This is a genomic window from Mycobacterium colombiense (assembly GCF_003284975.1).
GTDB lineage: Bacteria > Actinomycetota > Actinomycetes > Mycobacteriales > Mycobacteriaceae > Mycobacterium > Mycobacterium europaeum_A.
In genome coordinates, this window is the sequence record NZ_QMEU01000072.1 from 1 (window position 1) to 22,245 (window position 22,245).

Annotated in this window: 22 protein-coding genes and 1 pseudogene; 15 read left to right on the forward strand and 8 right to left on the reverse strand. The window is 69.8% G+C overall.

The genetic code is table 11. The features are described from left to right. Positions 1-121: 121 nt before the first annotated feature. The 3 genes from DQP58_RS19155 to DQP58_RS19165 are packed head-to-tail and all read right to left on the reverse strand — an operon-like array spanning position 122 to position 2,334. Positions 122-661, reverse strand: a complete 540-nt coding sequence (locus DQP58_RS19155) for a GNAT family N-acetyltransferase (RefSeq protein WP_112709821.1) — start codon at positions 659-661, stop codon at positions 122-124. Positions 662-673: 12 nt separating this feature from the next. Continuing rightward, positions 674-1,897, reverse strand: a complete 1,224-nt coding sequence (locus tag DQP58_RS19160; protein ID WP_112709822.1) for a serine hydrolase domain-containing protein — start codon at positions 1,895-1,897, stop codon at positions 674-676. A gap of 32 nt (positions 1,898-1,929) precedes the next feature. After that, positions 1,930-2,334 (reverse strand): hypothetical protein, encoded by a 405-nt coding sequence (locus DQP58_RS19165; RefSeq protein ID WP_430916288.1) that lies wholly within the window; start codon positions 2,332-2,334, stop codon positions 1,930-1,932. Between the two features lie 146 nt (positions 2,335-2,480). Here DQP58_RS19165 and DQP58_RS19170 point away from each other — a divergent pair, with 146 nt between their 5' ends. From DQP58_RS19170 to pyrF, 8 genes are all read left to right on the forward strand, one after another. After that, positions 2,481-3,101, forward strand: a complete 621-nt coding sequence (locus tag DQP58_RS19170; RefSeq protein WP_240629970.1) for a MerR family transcriptional regulator — start codon at positions 2,481-2,483, stop codon at positions 3,099-3,101. 169 nt (positions 3,102-3,270) lie between these two features. Then, on the forward strand, positions 3,271-3,855 hold the full coding sequence (gene pyrR, locus DQP58_RS19175; RefSeq protein ID WP_112709839.1) for a bifunctional pyr operon transcriptional regulator/uracil phosphoribosyltransferase PyrR: 585 nt from the start codon (positions 3,271-3,273) through the stop codon (positions 3,853-3,855). Next, positions 3,852-4,820, forward strand: a complete 969-nt coding sequence (locus tag DQP58_RS19180; protein ID WP_112709824.1) for an aspartate carbamoyltransferase catalytic subunit — start codon at positions 3,852-3,854, stop codon at positions 4,818-4,820. The genes pyrR and DQP58_RS19180 overlap by 4 nt, the downstream gene beginning before the upstream one ends. Continuing rightward, on the forward strand, positions 4,817-6,121 hold the full coding sequence (locus tag DQP58_RS19185; protein WP_112709825.1) for a dihydroorotase: 1,305 nt from the start codon (positions 4,817-4,819) through the stop codon (positions 6,119-6,121). Before DQP58_RS19180 ends, DQP58_RS19185 begins: the two co-directional genes overlap by 4 nt. 49 nt (positions 6,122-6,170) lie before the next feature. Next, entirely contained in the window at positions 6,171-6,671 is a 501-nt protein-coding gene (locus DQP58_RS19190; RefSeq protein ID WP_112709826.1) for a transporter, read from the forward strand. Next, positions 6,671-7,804, forward strand: coding sequence for a glutamine-hydrolyzing carbamoyl-phosphate synthase small subunit (carA, locus tag DQP58_RS19195; RefSeq protein WP_112709827.1), 1,134 nt, complete (start codon positions 6,671-6,673; stop codon positions 7,802-7,804). The genes DQP58_RS19190 and carA overlap by 1 nt, the downstream gene beginning before the upstream one ends. Then, positions 7,804-11,169 carry a carbamoyl-phosphate synthase large subunit gene (carB, locus tag DQP58_RS19200; RefSeq protein WP_112709828.1) on the forward strand — a complete coding sequence of 1,122 codons (3,366 nt, stop codon included), beginning with the start codon at positions 7,804-7,806 and terminating at the stop codon, positions 11,167-11,169. The genes carA and carB overlap by 1 nt, the downstream gene beginning before the upstream one ends. After that, positions 11,166-11,990 (forward strand): orotidine-5'-phosphate decarboxylase, encoded by an 825-nt coding sequence (gene pyrF, locus DQP58_RS19205; RefSeq protein WP_112709829.1) that lies wholly within the window; start codon positions 11,166-11,168, stop codon positions 11,988-11,990. Before carB ends, pyrF begins: the two co-directional genes overlap by 4 nt. A gap of 13 nt (positions 11,991-12,003) precedes the next feature. Here pyrF and DQP58_RS19210 read toward each other — a convergent pair whose 3' ends face one another. Then, the gene (locus tag DQP58_RS19210; protein ID WP_112709830.1) at positions 12,004-12,426 is read right to left on the reverse strand and encodes a TOBE domain-containing protein; all 423 of its coding nucleotides are present in this window, start codon (positions 12,424-12,426) and stop codon (positions 12,004-12,006) included. 767 nt (positions 12,427-13,193) lie between these two features. On the opposite strand from DQP58_RS19210, the gene mihF reads away from it, so the two are divergent. From mihF to metK, 5 genes are all read left to right on the forward strand, one after another. Further along, complete coding sequence (mihF, locus tag DQP58_RS19215) at positions 13,194-13,508, forward strand: integration host factor, actinobacterial type (RefSeq protein WP_007171927.1); 315 nt, start codon at positions 13,194-13,196, stop codon at positions 13,506-13,508. An 88-nt stretch (positions 13,509-13,596) separates the two neighbouring features. Further along, positions 13,597-14,268 carry a guanylate kinase gene (gene gmk, locus DQP58_RS19220; protein WP_112709831.1) on the forward strand — a complete coding sequence of 224 codons (672 nt, stop codon included), beginning with the start codon at positions 13,597-13,599 and terminating at the stop codon, positions 14,266-14,268. Between the two features lie 66 nt (positions 14,269-14,334). Next, positions 14,335-14,661, forward strand: a complete 327-nt coding sequence (gene rpoZ, locus DQP58_RS19225) for a DNA-directed RNA polymerase subunit omega (protein ID WP_067142516.1) — start codon at positions 14,335-14,337, stop codon at positions 14,659-14,661. A 23-nt stretch (positions 14,662-14,684) separates the two neighbouring features. Continuing rightward, entirely contained in the window at positions 14,685-15,938 is a 1,254-nt protein-coding gene (coaBC, locus tag DQP58_RS19230) for a bifunctional phosphopantothenoylcysteine decarboxylase/phosphopantothenate--cysteine ligase CoaBC (protein WP_112709832.1), read from the forward strand. Between the two features lie 97 nt (positions 15,939-16,035). Further along, a complete protein-coding gene (metK, locus tag DQP58_RS19235; protein WP_112709833.1) occupies positions 16,036-17,247 on the forward strand; it encodes a methionine adenosyltransferase in 1,212 nt (403 codons plus the stop codon). Here metK and DQP58_RS19240 read toward each other — a convergent pair. The 4 genes from DQP58_RS19240 to DQP58_RS19250 are packed head-to-tail and all read right to left on the reverse strand — an operon-like array spanning position 17,231 to position 20,461. After that, positions 17,231-17,803, reverse strand: coding sequence for a pyridoxamine 5'-phosphate oxidase family protein (locus DQP58_RS19240; RefSeq protein WP_112709834.1), 573 nt, complete (start codon positions 17,801-17,803; stop codon positions 17,231-17,233). The genes metK and DQP58_RS19240 overlap by 17 nt on opposite strands. A 16-nt stretch (positions 17,804-17,819) precedes the next feature. After that, complete coding sequence (locus DQP58_RS19245) at positions 17,820-19,316, reverse strand: flavin-containing monooxygenase (RefSeq protein WP_112709835.1); 1,497 nt, start codon at positions 19,314-19,316, stop codon at positions 17,820-17,822. 10 nt (positions 19,317-19,326) lie between these two features. After that, a complete protein-coding gene (locus DQP58_RS26870; protein ID WP_165827917.1) occupies positions 19,327-19,464 on the reverse strand; it encodes a hypothetical protein in 138 nt (45 codons plus the stop codon). 22 nt (positions 19,465-19,486) lie between these two features. After that, complete coding sequence (locus tag DQP58_RS19250) at positions 19,487-20,461, reverse strand: alpha/beta hydrolase (protein WP_112709836.1); 975 nt, start codon at positions 20,459-20,461, stop codon at positions 19,487-19,489. On the opposite strand from DQP58_RS19250, the gene DQP58_RS19255 reads away from it, so the two are divergent. Continuing rightward, positions 20,460-21,239: a lysoplasmalogenase gene (locus DQP58_RS19255; RefSeq protein ID WP_112709837.1), complete on the forward strand. Its 780-nt coding sequence runs from the start codon at positions 20,460-20,462 to the stop codon at positions 21,237-21,239. The two genes, DQP58_RS19250 and DQP58_RS19255, sit on opposite strands and share 2 nt — an antisense overlap. A gap of 80 nt (positions 21,240-21,319) precedes the next feature. Then, positions 21,320-22,245, forward strand: a pseudogene (locus DQP58_RS19260) (primosome assembly protein PriA); the annotation flags it as partial.

Consider the following 22,245-nt stretch of genomic DNA (forward strand, 5'->3'; position numbering starts at 1 on the left):
GTGGGCCGGCGAGCCCGCCGCCCGGGACGCGTTGGGCATCGCGCTCAAGGACGGTGACGCCGACGTGCGGGCCTACGCGCGCCGCGCGCTCGAACTCGACGGCGCGGTGCAGCACAGCTAGTCAGCGCAGAATCTTGGCGTAGAGCAGGCTGTCCTGGGGCTCGGGCCCCATGGTCGGGTAGACCGCGTGCCGGGCCAGCCGCCCCTCCAGGAAGAAGCCGGCGTGCTCGAGCAGTCGCGCCGAGCGCGTGTTGTCCACGCTGCAGGTGGCCCACACCCGATACACCTCGCGGTCGGCGTCGAGGGCGGCGAGCAGCATGCCGAGCACCTCGGACATCAACCCCTTGCCCCACCAGCGGCGGCCCAGGCAGTAGCCGACCTCGACCGAGTGCGGCGCGGAGCGCCGGCAGCTGGCCAGACCGATCACCTCGCCGCGGTGCCGCGACTCGATTACCCAGGTCTTCTCCTCCGCGCTGGTGTTCAGCTTCTCGGTGATCACCCGCCGGGTGGCGGCCACGTCGGGGTGCGGCGCCCACAACAGATACTTGGTGACCTGTGGATCGCGGGCGACCCGCTGGAACAGCGCCCCGGCATCGTCAAGCGTGGGCGGCCGCAGCGACAGCCTTGGCCCGCTGATGCGGTCGGGTGGATAGTCGGGCATTGCGATGTGACTTTAAAGGCCGAGGGCGCGATAGGTGTTGCGGACGAATCGTGGTTGCGCCGTGCGCAGTTTGGCCAGCGACGTGTTGCCGGCGACGGCGGTGGCGGCATCGACGGTCAGGTCCGGCAGATTCTGGATCAGGTAGAGCAGGATCAGATCCGCGTCGGGGTCCGCCTGCCACCAGGTCCCGTACGCGCCGGGCCAGCTGAAGGTGCCCAGACCGCCCGGCCCGAACAGCGGTGCGCTCTTGGCCGGATCGGTCACCACCGACAGGTTCAACCCGAAGCCGCGGCCGACCCAATACGGTGCACCCAGGAAGTGGTGCCGCTTCTGTTCGTCGGTGAGCCGGTCGGTGCGCATCAGCCGGACGGATTCTTCCGAGAGGACCCGCACGCCGTCGAGTGTCCCGTCGCCGAGCAGCATCCGGGCGAATCGCAGGTAATCGTCGGCGCTGGACCACAATCCGCCGCCGGCGTTGCAAAACGAGGGCGGGGTGATGTGCGGCGGCCCCATCACGCCGTGGTGCAGCCGGCTGTGCTCGTCGAGCCGATACATGGTCGCCGCGCGGCGCCGCGCCTGGGGCGAGACGAAGAACCCGGTGTCCGCCATGCCGGCGGGGCCCAGGATCCGTTCGTCGAGCACCTGGTGGAAGGGCTTGTCCTCGATGCGGGCGGCGATGACGCCCAGCAGGTCGATGGAATGGCTGTAGGTGACCCGGTCGCCGGGCTGATGCACCAGCGGCAGCTTGGCCAGCTCGGCCAGCCAGGCGTCGGGCCCCTGGTTGAACGGCAGCCGCAGGTAGGCCTTGGCGATCGGCCCGGACACCGAGAAGCCGTAGGCCAGGCCGCTGGTGTGGGTGAGCAGATCCTCGATCAAGATGGCGCGGTTCACCGGGTGGGTGCGGTCCAGCGGGCCGTGCGGATCGTCGAGCACCCGCAGGTCGGCCAGCTCCGGCGCCCACCGGGTGACGGGATCTTTCAGCGTCAGCTTGCCCACGTCGACCAGGCTCATCACGGTCGCGACCGTCACCGGCTTGGTCATCGACGCGATGCGAAACAGCGTGTCGCGCTGCATCGGCAGCCCCGCATCCACGTCGCGGTAGCCGATCTCATTGACCTGCAGCAGTTCTCCGCGCTGCCAGACCATGGTGACCGCGCCGGCGAGCAGGCCGGCGTCGCACACTTCGCGGATGGAGGCGGCATTGCCGTTCAGGTTCGAGCGGGTCGAGCGATTCACCTGGTCAGGGTAGCGGGCCGGTTGGGCGGTCCTCAGATTCGGTCGAGACCCGCGATGAGGGTGGCCACCCCGGACGTGAGTACGCCCGCAATCAATAGCGTCGCGCCGAGCCACACGCTCGCGATCATCCGGTTCGGGCGCGCCGGGTTGCGGCCGAGCACCGACAGGAAGAATCCCGCGGGCATCATGATGGCGGCCAGCAGCACGGCGATCGCCCCGCCGTTTGCCACAGCGGGGCTCGCGCCCGCGGCGTTGCCCACCACCGCCAACAGTAGGCCCAGCATCACGAGCACACCGGCGTGCGCATGGCCCGCTCGGAAAAACGATTTCTGCAGGCCGTTGGCCTCGTGGTTGCCGGTGACCACGCGCAGCAAGAAGACGCCGCCGGACGCGATGGTGGCGACCGAGATGATGGTGGCCCCCAGGATGATGGTCATGAACGGAGTGATCAGCGAGGTGCTCATAACAGCTTCCTGAAATCGTATAGATCGATTGGATACTTGTAGTATCCAATACTGGATAATCGAAGTATCCAATGTCAAGATGTTGCGACAGGACTTCTTCAAGGAGCGCTTCCGTGCTGATGTCGGAGCTGGCGAGCCGCACCCACGTGTCGGTGCCGACGATCAAGTTCTACCTACGCGAGAGCGTGCTGATGCCAGGCCGGGCAGTCAGCTCGACCCGCGCCCACTACGACGAACGGCACGTCCGACGGATCGCGCTGATCAGGGCGCTGTCCGCGCTCGGTCTCTCGATCTCCCAGATCAGGTCCGTCGTCGAACTCATCGACAGCCCGGGCCGGTCGCTTTTCGCGACGCTGGGGGCCGCGACAGCGGCGCTTTCGCGTCCCACCCAGCCCGCAAGCGATGGGGACTGCCCACGGGCTCGGGCCGCGCTGTCGGCGTTTGACTTCGAGGTGCCCGACGACCTTCCGGCGGTAGCGCAGCTTGACCGCGCCCTCGCCGACGCCGAGGCCGCGGGCGTGCCGATGACCGAGGACCGATTGCGCGCGTACGCGCCGCACATCAGTGCCATCGCCGCTTACGACATCGACCAGATGCCGGTGGAACCCCCAACGGCCGCAATCGAATACGCCGTGCTCGGAACGATCTTCTATGAGCCCGTTCTCGCGGCGCTGCGCCGCATCGCGCATGCCGGCCTGACCGCCCAACGCCTGGCCGAGGGCGGACCAACCGCCGATTAGGCGGCACCGCGGCGGCGCGACTGATGTGGCGGCTGTGACTGGCGCGGCGCGCGGCGATCGGCGCGCAGGTGCCTCGCGCGGTCACCGGCAAAATAAGTGCTACGCTGCCGTGCAGTCGACATCCTTTAACGATCCGTCCGGCGAGGCGGAGAAGGAGGTCAAGTTTCGTATGGGTGCTGCGGGCGACACCGGCTTTCCCGGTTCCAAGGGCGGCGATTCCCGGGAGTTGATGTCGGCGGCCGACGTGGGCCGCACCATTTCCCGCATTGCGCATCAGATCATCGAAAAGACCGCGTTGGACGGTCCCGACGCACCACGGGTGGTGCTGCTGGGCATCCCGACCCGCGGTGTGATTCTCGCCAAGCGGCTCGCCGCCAACATCGGCGAATACAGCGGTGTCGAGGTCGGCCACGGCGCCCTGGACATCACCCTCTACCGCGACGACCTGATGCAGAAACCGCCGCGGCCGCTGGAGGCCACCTCGATTCCGGCCGGCGGCATCGACGACGCGCTGGTGATCCTGGTCGACGACGTCCTCTACTCCGGCCGCTCGGTCCGATCCGCGCTGGACGCGCTGCGCGACGTGGGCCGGCCGCGGGTGGTGCAGCTGGCGGTGCTGGTCGACCGCGGCCACCGCGAACTGCCGCTGCGCGCCGACTACGTGGGCAAGAACGTCCCGACCTCGCGCGGCGAGAGCGTGCACGTGTTGCTGAGGGAGAACGACGGTGACGACGGGGTGGTGATCTCACGATGACGCGCCATCTGCTGGCCGCCGGGGACCTCAGCCGCGACGACGCCACCGCCATCCTCGACGACGCCGACCGGTTCGCCCAGGCTCTGGTGGGCCGCGAGATCAAGAAGCTGCCGACGCTGCGCGGGCGCACCGTTGTCACGATGTTCTACGAGAACTCGACCCGCACCAGGGTGTCCTTCGAGGTGGCCGGCAAGTGGATGAGCGCGGACGTGATCAACGTCAGCGCGTCGGGCTCGTCGGTGGGCAAGGGCGAGTCGCTGCGCGACACGGCGTTCACGCTGCGCGCCGCCGGCGCCGACGCGCTGATCATCCGGCACCCGGCGTCCGGCGCCGCGCACCTGCTCGCCGAGTGGACCGGCGCGAACCATAACGGGGGACCGTCGGTGATCAACGCCGGCGACGGCACCCACGAGCACCCCACCCAGGCGCTGCTGGACGCGCTCACCATTCGCCAGCGGCTCGGCGGCATCGAAGGCCGTCGCATCGTGATCGTGGGCGACATCCTGCACAGCCGCGTCGCCCGCTCCAACGTCATGCTGCTGGCGACCCTGGGCGCCGAGGTGGTCCTGGTGGCGCCGCCGACGCTGCTGCCGGTCGGCGTCGAGGGCTGGCCGGTCACCGTGTCGAACGACTTCGACGCCGAGCTACCCGCCGCCGACGCGGTGCTGATGCTGCGGGTCCAGGCCGAGCGGATGAACGGCGGGTTCTTCCCGTCGGTGCGCGAATACTCCTCCCTCTACGGGCTTTCCGACCGCCGCCAGGCGCTGCTGCCCGGCCACGCCGTGGTGCTGCACCCGGGGCCGATGCTGCGCGGCATGGAGATCGCCTCCTCGGTGGCCGACTCGTCGCAATCGGCTGTGCTGCAACAGGTTTCCAACGGCGTGCACGTGCGGATGGCGGTGCTGTTCCACGTGCTGGTCGGCACCGAGACGGCGGAGAATTCGGGTGAAGAGGGTGTAGCGTGAGCGTGCTGCTGCGCGGGGTGCTGTTGTATGGCGAGGGCGATCGCGTCGACGTGCTGATCGACGACGGCCAGATCGCCGACATCGGGCCCAAGTTGGACCAGGCCGGAGGCGTCGGAAAGGACCTGGACGTCATCGACGCCACCGGTCAGGTGCTGTTGCCTGGCCTGGTGGACTTGCACACCCACCTGCGCGAACCGGGGCGCGAATACGCCGAGGATATCGAAACCGGTTCGGCCGCAGCCGCTTTGGGTGGTTACACCGCGGTGTTCGCGATGGCCAACACGAACCCGGTCGCCGACAGCCCGGTGGTCACCGACCACGTCTGGCACCGCGGGCAGCAGGTCGGCCTGGTCGACGTGCACCCGGTGGGCGCCGTCACCGTCGGGCTGGCCGGCAAAGAGCTCACCGAGATGGGCATGATGGCGGCCGGGGCCGCGCAGGTGCGGATGTTCTCCGACGACGGCATCTGCGTGCACGACCCGCTGGTGATGCGCCGCGCCCTGGAATACGCCACCGGGCTGGGCGTGCTCATCGCCCAGCACGCCGAGGAGCCGCGGCTGACGGTCGGCGCCGTCGCCCACGAGGGCCCCACCGCGGCCCGGTTGGGCCTGGCGGGCTGGCCCAGGGCGGCCGAGGAGTCGATCGTGGCCCGCGACGCGCTGCTGGCCCGCGACGCCGGCGCGCGGGTACACATCTGCCACGCCTCCACCGCGGGCACCGTCGAGATCGTGAAATGGGCCAAGGAGCAGGGGATCTCGATCACCGCCGAGGTCACCCCGCACCACCTGATGCTCGACGACAGCAGGCTGACCAGTTACGACGGGCGAAACCGCGTCAACCCGCCGCTGCGCGAAGCGGCCGACGCGGTGGCGTTGCGCCAAGCCCTGGCCGACGGCGTCATCGACTGTGTGGCCACCGACCACGCGCCGCACGCCGAGCACGAGAAGTGCGTGGAGTTCTCCGCGGCGCGGCCCGGCATGCTGGGACTGCAGACGGCGCTGTCGATCGTGGTGCAGACGATGGTCACCCCGGGGTCGCTGACCTGGCGGGACGTCGCCCGGGTGATGAGCGAAAACCCCGCCCGCATCGTGGGCCTGCCCGACCACGGCCGGCCGCTGGAGGTGGGGGAGCCCGCCAACCTCACGGTGGTGGATCCCACGGCCTCGTGGACCGTCACCGGGTCGGACCTGGCCAGCCGCTCGGCCAACACGCCCTACGAGGCGATGACCCTGCCCGCCACCGTGACCGCCACACTGCTGCGCGGCAAGGTCACCGCCCGAGACGGGAAGTCCCCGGCATGAACCGCGCCGCCGACGATGCAGAGCGCAGCGATGAGGAGGAGCGGCGCTCATGAACTCGGGCACCCTGGTGGGGTCGTTGATCTTCGCGGCCGTGGTGGTCGTCGCGATCACGGTGGTGATCCAGCTGATGATGCGGACCTGGCACCGCCGCTCGCAGCAACAGGCGGAGCTGATCGGCGCGCTCCCCGAGATCCCGGACCACGTGGGGGCGGCGATGATCAGCACCCGCGGCCACTACTGCGGGTCCATGATGGCCCCGGGCTGGCACGAGCGGATCGCGGCCGGCGACCTCGGTTTCCGCAGCAAGGCGGTGCTGACCCGCTACGCCGGGGGCATCATGGTGGAACGCATGCGGGCCCAACCGATTTGGATCCCCCGGGACGCGATCACCGAGATCCGCATGGAGCGCCGGATGACCGGCCGGATCGGGATTCTGGCGATCCGCTGGCGGCTGCCGTCGGGCGTCGAGATCGACACCGGGTTCCGGGCGAACAGCCGCGCCGATTACGACGACTGGCTCGAATCGCATCATGAAGAGGAGCGGCGCTGATGACTAAAGCGCAATTGGTACTCGAGGACGGCCGCGTCTTCACCGGCACGCCGTTCGGCAAGATCGGCCAAACACTGGGCGAGGCCGTGTTTTCCACCGGCATGTCCGGCTACCAGGAGACGCTGACCGATCCCAGTTACCACCGCCAGATCGTGGTGGCCACCGCGCCGCAGATCGGCAACACCGGCTGGAACGGCGAGGACGCCGAGAGCCGCGGCGACAGGATCTGGGTCGCCGGTTACGCGGTGCGCGACCCGTCGCCGCGCCCGTCCAGCTGGCGGGCCACCGGAACCCTGGAGGACGAGCTGGTCCGCCAGCACATCGTGGGCATCGCCGGCATCGACACCCGCGCGGTGGTGCGCCATCTGCGCACCCGCGGCTCGATGAAGGCGGGGGTGTTCTCCGGCGACGCGCTCGCCGATGCCGACGAATTGCTGGAGCGGGTGAGGGGCCAGCAGTCGATGCTGGGCGCCGACCTGGCCGGCGAGGTCAGCACGCCCGACCCCTACATCGTGGAACCCGAAGGGTCACCGCGGTTTACGGTGGCCGCGCTGGACCTGGGCATCAAAACCAACACGCCGCGCAACTTCGCCCGGCGCGGCGTCCGCACCCATGTGCTGGCGTCCTCGGCGACCTACGAGCAGATCGCCGACATCAAGCCCGACGGGGTGTTCTTGTCCAACGGCCCCGGCGACCCCGCCACCGCCGATCACATCGTCGCGCTCACCCGTGAGGTGCTGGGCGCCGGAATCCCGTTGTTCGGCATCTGCTTCGGCAACCAGATCCTGGGCCGGGCGCTGGGACTGTCCACCTACAAGCTGGTATTCGGTCACCGCGGCATCAACATCCCGGTGATCGACCACGCCACCGGGCGGGTGGCGGTCACCGCGCAAAACCACGGCTTCGCGCTCGAGGGAGAGGCCGGCCAGTCCTTCGACACGCCGTTCGGGCAAGCGGTCGTCAGCCACACCTGCGCCAACGACGGAGTGGTCGAGGGCGTCAAACTCGCCGACGGGCAGGCGTTCTCGGTGCAGTATCACCCGGAGGCCGCGGCGGGTCCGCACGATGCGGAGTACCTGTTCGACCAATTCATCGACCTGATGGCGGCCCCAAACCGCGGAAGGGGGCGGTAGTGCCGCGCCGTACCGACTTGCGTCACGTGCTGGTGATCGGCTCCGGGCCGATCGTCATCGGGCAGGCCGCCGAGTTCGACTACTCGGGCACCCAGGCCTGCCGCGTGCTGCGGGCCGAGGGCCTGGAGGTCAGCCTGATCAACTCCAACCCGGCCACCATCATGACCGACCCGGAGTACGCCGACCACACCTACGTCGAGCCGATCACCGCCGCCTTCGTGGAGAAGGTGATCGCCCAGCAGGCCGAGCGCGGCAACAAGATCGACGCGCTGCTGGCCACCCTGGGCGGGCAGACCGCGCTGAACACCGCCGTCGCGCTGTACGAGAACGGGGCGCTGGAACGCCACGGCGTCGAGCTCATCGGCGCCGACTTCGACGCCATCCAGCGCGGCGAGGACCGGCAGATGTTCAAGGACATCGTCGCCAAGGTCGGCGGTGAATCCGCCCGCAGCCGAGTGTGTTTCACCATGGAAGAGGTCCGCGAGACGGTCGCCGAGCTCGGCCTGCCGGTCGTGGTGCGGCCCAGCTTCACCATGGGTGGGCTGGGATCGGGGATGGCGCGATCCGTCGAGGAGGTCGACCGGATGGCCGGCGCCGGGCTGGCCGAAAGCCCGAGCGCCAACGTGCTTATCGAGGAATCGATCTACGGCTGGAAGGAATTCGAGCTCGAGTTGATGCGCGACGGCAACGACAACGTCGTCGTGGTGTGCTCGATCGAGAACTTCGATCCCATGGGCGTGCACACCGGTGACTCGGTCACGGTCGCGCCGGCGATGACGCTGACCGACCGCGAATACCAGCGGATGCGGGACCTGGGCATCGCGATCCTGCGCGAGGTCGGGGTGGACACCGGCGGCTGCAACATCCAGTTCGCCATCAACCCCGCCGACGGCCGGCTGATCGTCATCGAGATGAATCCGCGGGTGTCGCGGTCCAGCGCGCTGGCGTCCAAGGCCACCGGGTTTCCCATCGCCAAGATCGCCGCCAAGCTCGCCATCGGGTACACCCTCGACGAGATCGTCAACGACATCACCAAGGAGACGCCGGCCTGCTTCGAGCCCACCCTGGACTACGTGGTGGTCAAGGCGCCGCGGTTCGCGTTCGAGAAGTTCCCCGGCGCCGATCCCACCCTGACCACCACCATGAAGTCCGTCGGCGAGGCGATGTCGTTGGGCCGCAACTTCATTGAGGCGCTCGGCAAGGTGATGCGGTCGCTGGAGACCACGCGCGCGGGTTTTTGGACCAAGCCGGACCCGGACGGCGACGTCGACGAGGTGCTGACCCGGCTGCGGACGCCGACCGAGGGCCGGCTCTACGACATCGAATTGGCGCTGCGGCTGGGCGCGTCGGTGGAGCGGGTCGCCGAGGCCAGCGGTGTCGACCCGTGGTTCGTCGCGCAGATCGGCGAGCTGATCGAGCTGCGCGCCGAGGTGTCCGGTGCACCCGTCCTTGATGCCGGGCTGCTGCGCCAGGCCAAGCACAGCGGGCTGTCGGACCGCCAGATCGCCGCGCTGCGCCCCGAATTGGCCGGCGAGAACGGGGTGCGCTCGCTGCGCGAGCGCCTCGGCGTGCATCCGGTGTACAAGACCGTCGACACCTGTGCGGCGGAGTTCGAGGCCAAGACGCCGTACCACTACAGCAGCTACGAGTTGGACCCCGCCGCCGAGACCGAGGTGGCGCCGCAGACCGAGAAGCCCAAGGTGCTGATCCTCGGATCGGGACCCAACCGCATCGGTCAGGGCATCGAGTTCGACTACAGCTGCGTGCACGCCGCAACGACGTTGTCCCGGGCCGGGTTCGAGACGGTGATGGTCAACTGCAACCCGGAGACGGTGTCCACCGACTACGACACCGCCGACCGGCTCTACTTCGAGCCGCTGACCTTCGAGGACGTCCTCGAGGTGTTCCGCGCCGAGCAGCAGTCCGCCGGTGACGGCCCGGGCGTGGTCGGGGTGATCGTGCAGCTCGGCGGCCAAACCCCGCTCGGGCTGGCGCAGCGCCTGGCCGACGCGGGCGTACCGATCGTCGGCACCCCGCCGGAGGCCATCGACCTGGCCGAGGACCGCGGCGCCTTCGGCGACTTGCTCACCGCGGCCGGCCTGCCCGCGCCGAAGTACGGCATGGCAACCACTTTCGACCAGGCCCGGCGGATCGCCGAAGACATCGGCTATCCGGTGCTGGTGCGGCCGTCCTACGTGCTGGGCGGCCGGGGCATGGAGATCGTCTACGACGAGGAGACGCTGCGCGGCTACATCACCCGCGCCACCGAACTCTCGCCCGAGCACCCGGTGCTCGTCGACCGCTTCCTCGAGGACGCGGTGGAGATCGACGTGGACGCGCTGTGCGACGGCACCGAGGTGTACATCGGCGGCATCATGGAGCACATCGAGGAGGCCGGCATCCACTCCGGCGACTCCGCGTGCGCCCTGCCGCCGGTGACGCTGGGCCGCAGCGACATCGAGAAGGTGCGCCGGGCGACCGAGGCCATCGCGCACGGCATCGGTGTGGTGGGGCTGCTCAACGTGCAGTACGCGCTCAAGGACGATGTGCTCTACGTCCTGGAGGCCAACCCGCGCGCCAGCCGCACGGTGCCGTTCGTGTCCAAGGCCACCGCGATCCCGCTCGCCAAGGCCTGTGCCCGGGTCATGTTGGGCGCCAAGATTTCCCAGCTGCGCGAGGAGGGGTTGCTGGCGGCGTCCGGCGACGGCGCCCACGCGGCGCAGAACGCCCCGATCGCGGTCAAGGAGGCGGTGCTGCCGTTCCACCGGTTCCGCCGGGCCGACGGGTCGGGCATCGACTCGCTGCTGGGCCCGGAGATGAAATCCACCGGCGAGGTGATGGGAATCGACCGCGACTTCGGCAGCGCCTTCGCCAAGAGCCAGACCGCGGCGTACGGGTCGCTGCCTGCCCAGGGCACCATCTTCGTGTCGGTGGCCAACCGCGACAAGCGCTCGCTGGTGTTCCCCGTCAAGCGGCTGGCCGACCTGGGTTTCCGCGTGCTGGCTACCGAGGGAACTGCGGAGATGTTGCGCCGCAATGGAATTCCGTGCGACGAGGTGCGCAAGCACTTCGAGGAGCCGCAGCCGGGCCGGCCCGCGGAGTCCGCGGTGGACGCGATCAAGGCCGGCGAGGTCGACATGGTGATCAACACGCCATACGGCAACTCCGGGCCACGCATCGACGGCTACGAGATCCGTTCGGCCGCAGTGTCGGTCAATATCCCGTGTGTCACCACGGTGCAGGGCGCCTCGGCCGCCGTCCAGGGCATCGAGGCGGGCATCCGCGGCGACATCGGCGTACGCAGCCTGCAGGAGCTGCACAGCCAGATCGGCCAGGGCGGCCTGCCCGGTAGCGGGGACCGGTGACCGGCTTCGGCGTCCGGCTGGCCGCCGCGAAAGCGGAGCGCGGGCCGCTGTGCGTGGGCATCGACCCGCATCCCGAGCTGCTGCGCGCCTGGGGCCTGCCCACCACCGCCGACGGGCTGGCCGCGTTCTGCGACATCTGCATCGAGGCGTTCTGCGGATACGCGGTCGTCAAACCTCAGGTCGCGTTCTTCGAGGCCTACGGCGCCGCCGGATTCGCGGTGCTCGAACGCACCATCGCGGCGCTGCGGTCGGCCGGGGTGCTGGTGCTGGCCGACGCCAAACGCGGCGACATCGGCACCACGATGGCGGCCTACGCCGCCGCCTGGGCGGGTGATTCGCCGCTGGCCGCCGACGCGGTGACGGCCACGCCATACCTGGGGTTCGGCTCGCTGCGGCCGCTGCTGGAAGCCGCCGCGGCGCACGACCGCGGGGTGTTCGTCCTGGCGGCCACCTCCAACCCGGAGGGGGCGACCGTGCAGCGCGCCGCCTTCGACGGCCGCACGGTGGCCCAGCTGGTCGTCGACCAGGCGGCGGTGGTGAATCGGTCCGCCACCGGATCCGGGCCGGGATACGTCGGCGTGGTCGTCGGCGCGACGGTTTTGCAGGCGCCCGATCTGAGCGCCCTGGGCGGCCCGGTGCTGGTGCCCGGGCTCGGCGTCCAGGGCGGGCGGCCCGAGGCGCTGGCGGGGCTGGACGGGGCGGCACCGGGTCAGTTGCTGCCGGCGGTGGCCCGCGAGGTGCTGCGGGCCGGCCCGGGCGTGCCGGAGCTGCGCGCGGCGGCCGACCGCATGCTGGACGCGGTCGCCTACCTGGCGGTGTGAGCGGGTTCTGCGTCTAGTCCGACGCGACTGCGGTGCTGGGCCGCGCGGTTTCGACGATGACGGTGGTGGCCTTGACGACGGCCACGGCGACGCTGCCGGGGCGCAGCTGCAGTTCCTCGGCGGCCTCGGTGCTCATCAGCGAGACGACGCTGAACGGGCCGCACTGCATCTCGACCTGCGTCATCACCTTGTCGCTGACCACCGACGTGACCAGCCCGACGAAGCGGTTGCGGGCCGAGCTGCCGATGCTGAGCGGGTCCGCCGGCGGGGCGGGCGCGTTGGTGCGGGAGAAGCGGGCGAGGTCCTCGCTGGCGATCACCTTGCGTCCGGCGGCGTCGTGACTGACCGCCAATGTGCCCTGGTTGATCCAGCGCCGCACGGTGTCGTCGCTGACTCCGAGCAGCTCGGCCGCCTGGCGAATTCGCAGGTTGGACACCCCCCGATCGTATCGGATTGCGCACCGCCGATTAGCTGAAATGGCCGGGGGTCGAGCCCGAAAACCGCAGTTACGGAACCAAATTGCGCATTCAACCGTGGTTACGGACATGCAGCGTGCTTCGGTCGGAATCCGCGGACGCTCGGCGCCCGGTCGCACCGGCGCCCGTCGGGCGCGGCGGCGGACCGCGGTCGGTCAACGACGCTGCGATCCTTGATGGTTGGTGGAGGGGCATCGTGTGTCGGCAGCCGGAGTCGATGTACATCCCGGGGGTCGGCCGCGGTGCCCCTGATGGCGGCCGGTGTCGTTGCCGGGCGATCCAGGGGCGGCCTGGACCGCTGTGCCGGGCCAAAGGCGGCGTTGGCCTGCCCTTTGACCGGGCGGCGCGACACGCGCGACACGCCGCAACAAATCCGTGATCCCTCGCACCCGGCGTCACGGCCGCCCGCCGGCGGGTTTCCGAACGGCCCGGCCCCGCCGTCACGCGTTGCCCCCGGCGGCTAAAACCGCAGCTAGTGGCCCTGACGAGGCGCCGACCCGGCCCGGCGAGCCCCACCCGGGCAACGCCGAAGGCGGCCGCCGTCGACCCCGGCGGGAGCGCCGCTTCGGCCTGCCATGCGCCGGTCCATGCTGGGAGTTTGTCCCCTCAAGCAGGGGGTCGGGTTAGATTTCGTCAGGAGGCCTGAGTACGGTCGTCTCCGCTGGCAGAAGTACCGGCGAGACAAAAAGCGATCGATTGAAATTGATTGATCAGATACGGAGGAATCGTGGCCCTTCCCCAGTTGACCGACGAGCAGCGCGCGGCCGCGTTGGAGAAGGCGGCTGCCGCACGTCGAGCGCGAGCAGAGCTCAAAGACCGCCTGAAGCGTGGCGGCACCAACCTGACCCAGGTGCTCAAGGACGCCGAGACGGACGAAGTCCTGGGCAAGATGAAGGTTTCCGCGCTTCTCGAGGCGTTGCCCAAGGTGGGCAAGGTCAAGGCGCAGGAAATCATGACTGAGCTGGAGATCGCCCCCACCCGCCGCCTGCGCGGTCTCGGCGATCGTCAGCGCAAGGCCCTGCTGGAAAAGTTCGGCTCCTAACCCGGCCGCCGACGATGCAGGCCGCACGGCCTGAGGAGAAGGCGGGCAATCCGACCCGAGCCGTGGGCGCACCCCCCGAGGGGCGCCCGTGAGCGCCGGCGGGGGACCGGACGTCCAGCACGGCACACGTCCAGAACCATCAGGTAACGGACGTGTGGTCGTGCTGTCCGGTCCCTCCGCGGTGGGCAAGTCGACGGTGGTCCGATGCCTGCGCGAGCGGGTCCCGGACCTGCATTTCAGCGTCTCGGCCACCACGCGGGCGCCGCGCCCGGGCGAGGTCGACGGCGTCGACTACCACTTCGTCAGCCCCGCCCGCTTCCAGCAGCTGATCGACGAGGGCGCGCTGCTGGAGTGGGCCGAAATCCATTCGGGCCTGCACCGATCAGGCACCCTGGCCGAGCCGATCCGGACCGCCACGGCCAACGGTTTTCCGGTGCTTATCGAGGTCGACCTGGCCGGCGCCAGGGCCGTCAAGAAGGCGATGCCGGAGGCGCTCGCGGTCTTTCTCGCACCGCCCAGCTGGGAGGATCTCGAGGCCAGGCTCCTCGGCCGCGGCACCGAGACGCCGGAGGTCATGCAGCGGAGGCTGGAGACCGCCCGCATCGAAATGGCGGCCCAAAACGACTTCGACCGGGTGGTCGTGAACAGTCAATTGGAGTCAGCGTGCTCCGAATTGGTATCCTTGCTGGTGGGAACTGCGCCGGATCGGCCTGACCCGTCTGGCCAGACCAGAAGCCGGACCACATCCCAGCAAGATTGACCACCGAATTTTTCCGAACTTTGCAGCGGTGACGAGCCGCTCGATTCCGCCAGGAGATTGACCTAAGTGAGTATTCCGCAGTCCGACGCGGCTCTGGCCGCCGTCCCCGACCGGTTCGATCCGTCCGCCGGGGGACAGGGCGCCTATGACACCCCGCTGGGCATCACCAACCCGCCCATCGACGAGCTGCTGGACCGCGTTTCGAGCAAGTACGCGCTGGTGATCTACGCCGCCAAGCGGGCCCGTCAGATCAACGACTACTACAACCAGCTCGGCGAGGGCATCCTCGAATACGTGGGTCCGCTGGTCGAGCCGGGGCTGCAGGAAAAGCCGCTGTCGATCGCGATGCGCGAGATCCACGGCGACCTGCTCGAGCACACCGAGGGCGAGTAACAGGACCGGGCCGGGCGCGCGCTGTGGACAACCGCGATCGGGTCGCGAAAAGAGTGATCGTCGGGGTCTCCGGCGGTATCGCCGCCTATAAGGCGTGCACCGTCGTTCGGCAGCTCGCCGAGGCCGGTCACTCGGTCCGCGTCATCCCGACCGAGTCCGCGCTGCGTTTCGTCGGCGCCGCCACGTTCGAGGCGCTCTCCGGCCAGCCGGTGCACACCGGCGTCTTCACCGACGTGCCGGAAGTTCCGCATGTCCAGCTCGGCAAGCAGGCCGACCTGGTCGTGGTGGCGCCCGCCACGGCGGACCTGCTGGCCAGGGCCGTCCACGGCCGGGCCGACGACCTGCTGACCGCTACACTCTTGACCGCGCGATGTCCGGTGCTGTTCGCCCCGGCGATGCACACCGAGATGTGGTTGCACCCGGCCACCGTCGACAACGTCGCCACGCTGCGCCGCCGGGGAGCGGTCGTGCTCGAACCGGCCGCCGGGCGGCTCACCGGGACCGACAGCGGGGCCGGCCGGCTGCCCGAAGCCGAGGAGATCACCACCCTGGCGCACCTGCTGCTCGACCGCCAGGACGCGCTGCCCTACGACCTGGCCGGCTGCAAGATGCTGGTCACCGCCGGCGGCACGCGGGAAGCCGTCGACCCGGTGCGCTTCATCGGCAACCGCAGCTCCGGCAAGCAGGGCTATGCGGTCGCGCGGGTGGCCGCGCAGCGCGGAGCCGAGGTCACGCTGATCGCCGGGCACACCGCCGGGCTGATCGACCCCGCCGGGGTGGACGTGGTCCACGTCAGCTCGGCCGAGCAACTGGGCGACGCGGTGGCCAAACACGCGGCCGAGGCGGACGTGCTGGTGATGGCCGCGGCGGTCGCCGACTTCCGGCCGGCCCGGGTTGCGGCCGCCAAGATCAAAAAAGGTGTCGAGGGGCCGCCGACCATCGAGTTGATCCGCAACGACGACGTGCTGGCCGGTGCGGTGCGGGCGCGCGCCAACGGCGAGCTGCCCAACATGCGCGCCATCGTGGGATTCGCCGCCGAGACCGGCGACGCCAACGGCGACGTGCTGTTTCACGCCCGGGCCAAACTGCGCAACAAGGGTTGTGATCTGTTGGTCGTCAACGCGGTCGGCGACGGCCGGGCCTTCGAGGTGGACAACAACGACGGCTGGCTGCTGGCGGCCGACGGTACGGAGTCGGCGCTGCAGCACGGCTCCAAGACATTGATGGCCAGTCGTATCGTGGATGCGATCGCCGCGTTCCTGCACGGCGGCGGGTAATACGGTTCGGTTTCCCTGTGGCGCCAGGCCAGGTGCTGGCCGGCCCGACACCAACCGATATAATTCGGTTAACTAACTATTCGGAAGGGTTGAGATTGTGAGCGAAAAGGGTCGCCTGTTTACCAGTGAGTCGGTGACTGAGGGACATCCCGACAAGATCTGTGACGCGATCAGCGACTCCGTGCTCGACGCCCTGCTGGCGCAGGACCCCCGCTCACGCGTCGCGGTCGAGACGCTGGTCACCACCGGACAGGTGCACGTGGTCGGCGAGGTGACGACGACCGCCAAGGAGGCGTTCGCCGACATCACCAACACGGTTCGCGAGCGCATCCTCGAGATCGGCTATGACTCGTCGGACAAGGGCTTCGACGGCGCGTCCTGCGGCGTCAACATCGGCATCGGCGCGCAGTCGCCCGACATCGCCCAGGGCGTCAACACCGCCCACGAGGCGCGCGTGGAGGGCGCCGCGGACCCGCTGGACGCCCAGGGCGCCGGCGACCAGGGCCTGATGTTCGGCTACGCGATCAACGACACCCCCGAGCGGATGCCGCTGCCGATCGCGCTGGCCCACCGGCTGTCGCGCAAGCTGACCGAGGTCCGCAAGAACGGCACGCTGCCCTACCTGCGCCCGGACGGCAAGACCCAGGTCACCATCGAGTACGAGGACGACGTTCCGGTGCGGCTGGACACCGTGGTGGTCTCCACCCAGCACGCCGACGGCATCGACCTGGAGAAGACGCTGGACCCCGACATCCGCCAGCACGTGCTCAAGACCGTGCTGGACGAGCTGGCCCACGACACGCTCGACTCGTCGGCGACGCGGGTGCTGGTCAACCCGACCGGCAAGTTCGTGCTTGGCGGCCCGATGGGTGATGCCGGCCTGACCGGGCGCAAGATCATCGTCGACACCTACGGCGGCTGGGCCCGCCACGGCGGCGGCGCCTTCTCCGGCAAGGACCCGTCCAAGGTGGACCGGTCGGCGGCCTACGCGATGCGGTGGGTGGCCAAGAACATTGTCGCCGCCGGGCTGGCGGAGCGGGTCGAGGTGCAGGTGGCCTACGCGATCGGCAAGGCCGCCCCGGTCGGACTGTTCATCGAGACGTTCGGCACCGCCACCGTCGACCCGGTCAAGATCGAGAAGATCGTGCCCGAGGTGTTCGACCTGCGGCCCGGCGCGATCATCCGCGACCTGGACCTGCTACGCCCGATCTACGCGCAGACCGCCGCCTACGGCCACTTCGGCCGCACCGACGTCGACCTGCCGTGGGAGCAGCTGAACAAGGTCGACGACCTCAAGCGCGCGATCTAGGCGCCGGGTGGTCGGCGTCTAGCGCCGGCAGCCCGTCGATGCTGCGCCGGTTGCGGTTGACCAGCCGGCCGTACTGGTCATCGGTCACCTTGCGGTGCGCCGCGTCGAGCACCGGCCGCTCGTCGATGAGCTCGTAGTAGGGCACCGCGAACCCGCACGCGTCGGCGATCCGCTCCACATCGACCACGATGATGGTGCGGACCCCGGCGTGCTGATCGCCGAAATGCCGCATCAGCCCGGCGAATTCGGCGTCGTCGGGGCGGACCACCCGTCCGGTGCCGAACAGCCGCAGGATGCGCGAGTTGCGGGTGAACGAGCAGAACATGACGGTGATGCGGCCGTTGTCGCGCAGATGGGCCACCGTCTCCACACCGCTGCCGAACAGATCCAGGTAGGCCACGGTGTGCTCGTCGAGCACCGCGAAGGTGTCGCGATAGCCCTTGGGGGACAGGTTGATTCGGCCACCCTCGGACGGCGCGGTGGCGACGAAGAAAACGGCTTGTTCGCGGATGAAGTCGCGCAACGACTCGTCGATGCTTTCGAATTCCTTCGCCACGTGTGCAGCGTAGCCGCTAACCGGTGAACCGGTAGTCGTCCAGATCGAATCGCCGGCTGCGCCAGTACACCTCGGGGGTGGTGCCCGGACGCAGCGGCACGTCGCCGTTCTTGTCGAAGTAGTAGCTGTTGGCCAGCCGGCAGCTGTCCTGCCAGAAGATCTGGCGGGGCCGTCGGCGCATCATCTCGGCGAAGTAGCGGTCGTTGGCTTCCTGGCTGACCTCGACGCGGGTGGCGCCGACGCGCTCGGCCCGCTTGAGGCACCGCACGATGTGATGCGTCTGCGCCTCGATGAGCGCGAAATACGAAGAGCCGACGTAGCCGTACGGGCCGAACACCGTGAACAGGTTCGGGAAGCCGGGCACGGTGACACCCTCGTAGGCCTGCAACCGGTGCTCGTCCCAGAACCGGCTCAACGACCTTCCGCCGCTTCCGGTCACCGCGAAGGTGGGCACGTTGTCGGGGTCCATCACCTTGAAGCCGGTGGCCAGGATCAGCACGTCGATCTCGTGGTTCTCGCCGTCGGTGGTGGCCACGGCCTCGGGGGTGATCTTGTCGATCGGCTCGGTGACCAGCCGCACGTTGTCACGGTTGAACGTGGCCAGGTACCCGTTGTGGAAACCGGGACGCTTGCAGCCGACGGCATACTTGGGGGTGAGCTGTTCGCGCACCGCGGGATCCCGAACCTGTTGCCGCAGATAGGATTTCCCGAGCGAGGCCATCCGCTTGGCCAGCGGCAGCACCGTGAAGTAGTGCGCCGAGATGGGGAAGGTGAGCTCGACGTAGGCCTGGCTGAGCAGGCGCTGCAGGAACTTGCCGCCGGGAATCCGCATCGCCCAGCGCGCCGGCGCGGGCAGCGGCACGTCGAACTTCGGGAAACACCAGATCGGGGTGCGCTGAAAGACGGTGAGCGACGACACGATCGGTGCGATCTCGGGAATCACCTGCACGGCCGAGGCGCCGGTGCCGATCACCGCGACGCGCTTGCCGCGCAGGTCCTGGCCGTGGTCCCACCGCGCGGTGTGCATGGTGATGCCGCCGAACGAGTCCACGCCGTCGATGTCGGGCAGGTTCGGCACCGTCAGCACGCCGCAGGCGCTGACCAAAAACCGGGCGGTGATTTCGCCCGCCGGGTCGGTCTGGACCCGCCACAGGCGGCGCTCGTCGTCGAACTCGGCGGTCTGCACCTTGGTGTTGAACCGGATTCGCGACCGGATGCCGTATTTGTCGGCGCAGTGTTCGGCGTAGGCCTTGAGCTCGCGGCCCGGCGCGTAGGTGCGCGACCAGTGCCGGCTCTGCTCGAACGAGAACTGGTAGGAGAACGACGGAATGTCCACGGCGATACCGGGATAGGTGTTCCAGTGCCAGGTGCCGCCGACCCCGTCACCGGCCTCGATCACCAGGTAATCGGGCAGCCCGGCCCTGTCCAGGTTGATGGCCGCACCGATGCCGGAGAACCCGGCTCCGATGATCAGCGTGTGATAGTCGGGGGTTTCGCCTTGATACGGGACCATCGTCGCCTGCCTAGGGGTGCAGTGCCTTGCGGAGCGCCGTCAGACCGCGCTCGGTGGCCTCGGCGGCGGCGGCGGCGTGCGCGCGGGCGACCGGGTCGTGGGTGTCCAGGTCGCCCAGGCAGAACCGGGCGATGGTCGGCTCGCTCATGGGTTCACCGTACGCCGCGGGCTCACCCGTGCAGGGCGGTTCGCAGCGCCGCCAGCCCGGCCTCGAGCGCGGCGGTGGCCGCGGGCACCACGCCGGCATACCCCAGGTAGCCGTGCACCAGCGTCTCGGCGTTGTGCACCTCGGCGGCGACACCGGCGGCGGCCAGCAGCTCGCCGTACCGGATGCCGTCGTCACGCAGCGGGTCATAACCGGCGACGCCGATGTAGGCGGGTGCCAGGTTGCTCAGGTCTTTCGCGCGTCCCGGCGCCATGCCCGACGGCGGATTCGACATGTCGACGTCGCCCGCGTACCAACGGGAGAATTCCGCGACGGCCTTGACGTCGAGGATCGGCGCGGTGGCGTTCTCGGCGAACGACGGCAGCGACGCGTCCCACATGGTCGACGGGTACCACAGCAGCTGGAACACGATCGGCGGGCCGCCGTCGTCGCGCGCCCGCTGTGCCACCGCGGCGGAGATGGTGCCGCCGGCCGAATCCCCGGCAACGGCGATCCGGCTCGCGTCGCCGCGCAGTGCGGCGGCGTTCTCGGCGACCCAAAGCGTTGCGGCCCAAGCGTCTTCGACGGCGGCGGGGTAGGGGTGCTCGGGGGCCAGCCGGTAGTCGACGGACACCACGATCGCGTCGGCGCCGACCGCGTGCTGACGCGCCGTGCCGTCGTGGGTGTCGAGGTCGCCGATGACGAAGCCGCCGCCGTGGAAATACAGCACGACGGGCGCTGCGTCACCGTCCGGCTGGTCGGTGGAATGGCTTGGCGGCCAATAGATCCGGACCGCGATCGAGCCCGCGGGGCCGGGGATCGTGCGGTCCTCGACGCGCAGCTCGGGATGCAGCGGCCGGCGCGGCAGGTCGCGGAACCGCTGGCGCGCCGCGTCGATGCCGTCCTCGGTGGATAGCCGGAAGGGAACCGCATCCAGTACCTTCTGCAGGATGGGGTCGATAGCGGGTTTCTCGTCGGCTGTGTTATCCAAGCTGGGCATGGACGTACCGTACGCACCTCGTCTGGTGGCCGGCGCCTGGGTGGTGGCCGGCTGGGTGGCCCTCGGCTACGGCATCTACCTGACCGTGCTGGCGCTGCGCTCGCCGCCGGGCATCGAGCTGACCGGACACTGGGTGCTGCAGCCGGCGTTCAAGGCCTCGATGGCGTTGCTGCTGACGCTGGCAGCGGCGGGGCACGCCGTCGTGCGCGAGCGGCGGTGGCTGATGCCGGCACTGCTGCTGTCGGCCATCGGCGACTGGGTGCTGGCGATCCCGTGGTGGACGCTGTCCTTCGTGGTGGGCCTGGCCGCATTCCTGTTGGCGCACTTGTGTTTTATCGCCGCGCTGCTGCCGCTGGTGCCGGCGTTCTCGGGGGCTTCCAAGGATGCGCGGCCGTCGACGGTGCGCCTCGTCGCGGTGGTCCTGATGGGTGCGGCGTCGCTCGGGCTGCTGGCCTGGTTCTGGCCCCACCTGGGCGCGGAGAAGCTGACGCTTCCGGTGACGCTCTACCTCGTGGTGCTGACCGCGATGGTGTGCGCGGCCCTGCTGGCGAAACTGCCGACGATCTGGACGGCGGTGGGCGCGGTGTGCTTCGCGGCCTCGGATTCGATGATCGCCATCGGCCGCTTCATTCTGGGCAATGAGGCGCTGGCCGTGCCGATCTGGTGGTCGTATGCCGCGGCCCAGATCCTGATCACGGCCGGGTTCTTCTTCGGCCGCGAGCTTCCCGCCGAGGACGGGGCCGCCGCCGGGGACGCCACGGCGCCCGCCGAGAGCTGATTGTCGCCGGCGCCCGGTACGCTGCGGACTCCGACTTCTAAGGCATTGGATGACAACATGATTCGCGGCCCGGGGGCGCGGTGAGCCCCGGCGCGCGCACGCCCGTCGAGGTGGAGCCCATCGCCCGGGTGCTGCCGATGCTGTCGGTGCCGCATCTGGATCGCGAGTTCGACTACCTGGTGTCGGCCGAGCAGTCCGACGACGCCCAGCCCGGGGTGCGGGTGCGGGTGCGCTTCCACGGCCGGCTGGTCGACGGGTTCGTGCTGGAGCGCCGCACAGACACCGACCACACCGGCAAGTTGGGCTGGCTGGATCGCGTCGTGTCGGCCGAACCGGTGCTCACGCCGGAAATCCGCCGGCTGGCCGACGCGGTGGCGGCGCACTACGCCGGCACCCGCCCCGACGTGCTGCGCCTGGCCGTGCCGGCCCGGCACGCCCGCGTCGAGCGCGAGCCCCCCGTCAGCCGGGATCCGGCGATCCCCGAGCCCGTCGACCCGTCGGGCTGGGACGGTTACGCCCGGGGAGCCCAGTTCCTCGGGGCCCTGGCCGAATCGCGGGCCGCGCGGGCCGTCTGGCAGGCGCTGCCGGGCGAGTCGTGGACGGAGCGGTTCACCGAGGCCGCCGCGCAGACGGTGCGCACCGGCCGCTCGGTGCTGGCGATCGTTCCTGACCAGCGCGACCTGGACGCGTTGTGGCAGGCCGCGACCGCGCGGATCGACGAGGGCAGCGTGGTGGCCCTGTCGGCGGGCCTGGGCCCGGCGGCCCGGTACCGGCGGTGGTTGGCGGCGCTGCGGGGCGCGGCGCGGTTGGTGATCGGCACCCGCAGCGCGGTGTTCACACCGCTGAGCGACCTGGGGCTGGTGATGGTGTGGGCCGACGCCGACGACAGCCTGGCGGAGCCGCGGGCACCCTATCCGCATGCCCGCGAGGTCGCGATGCTGCGCGCGCATCAGGCCCGGTGCGCGGCCCTGATCGGCGGCTACGCGCGCACCGCGGAAGCGCACGC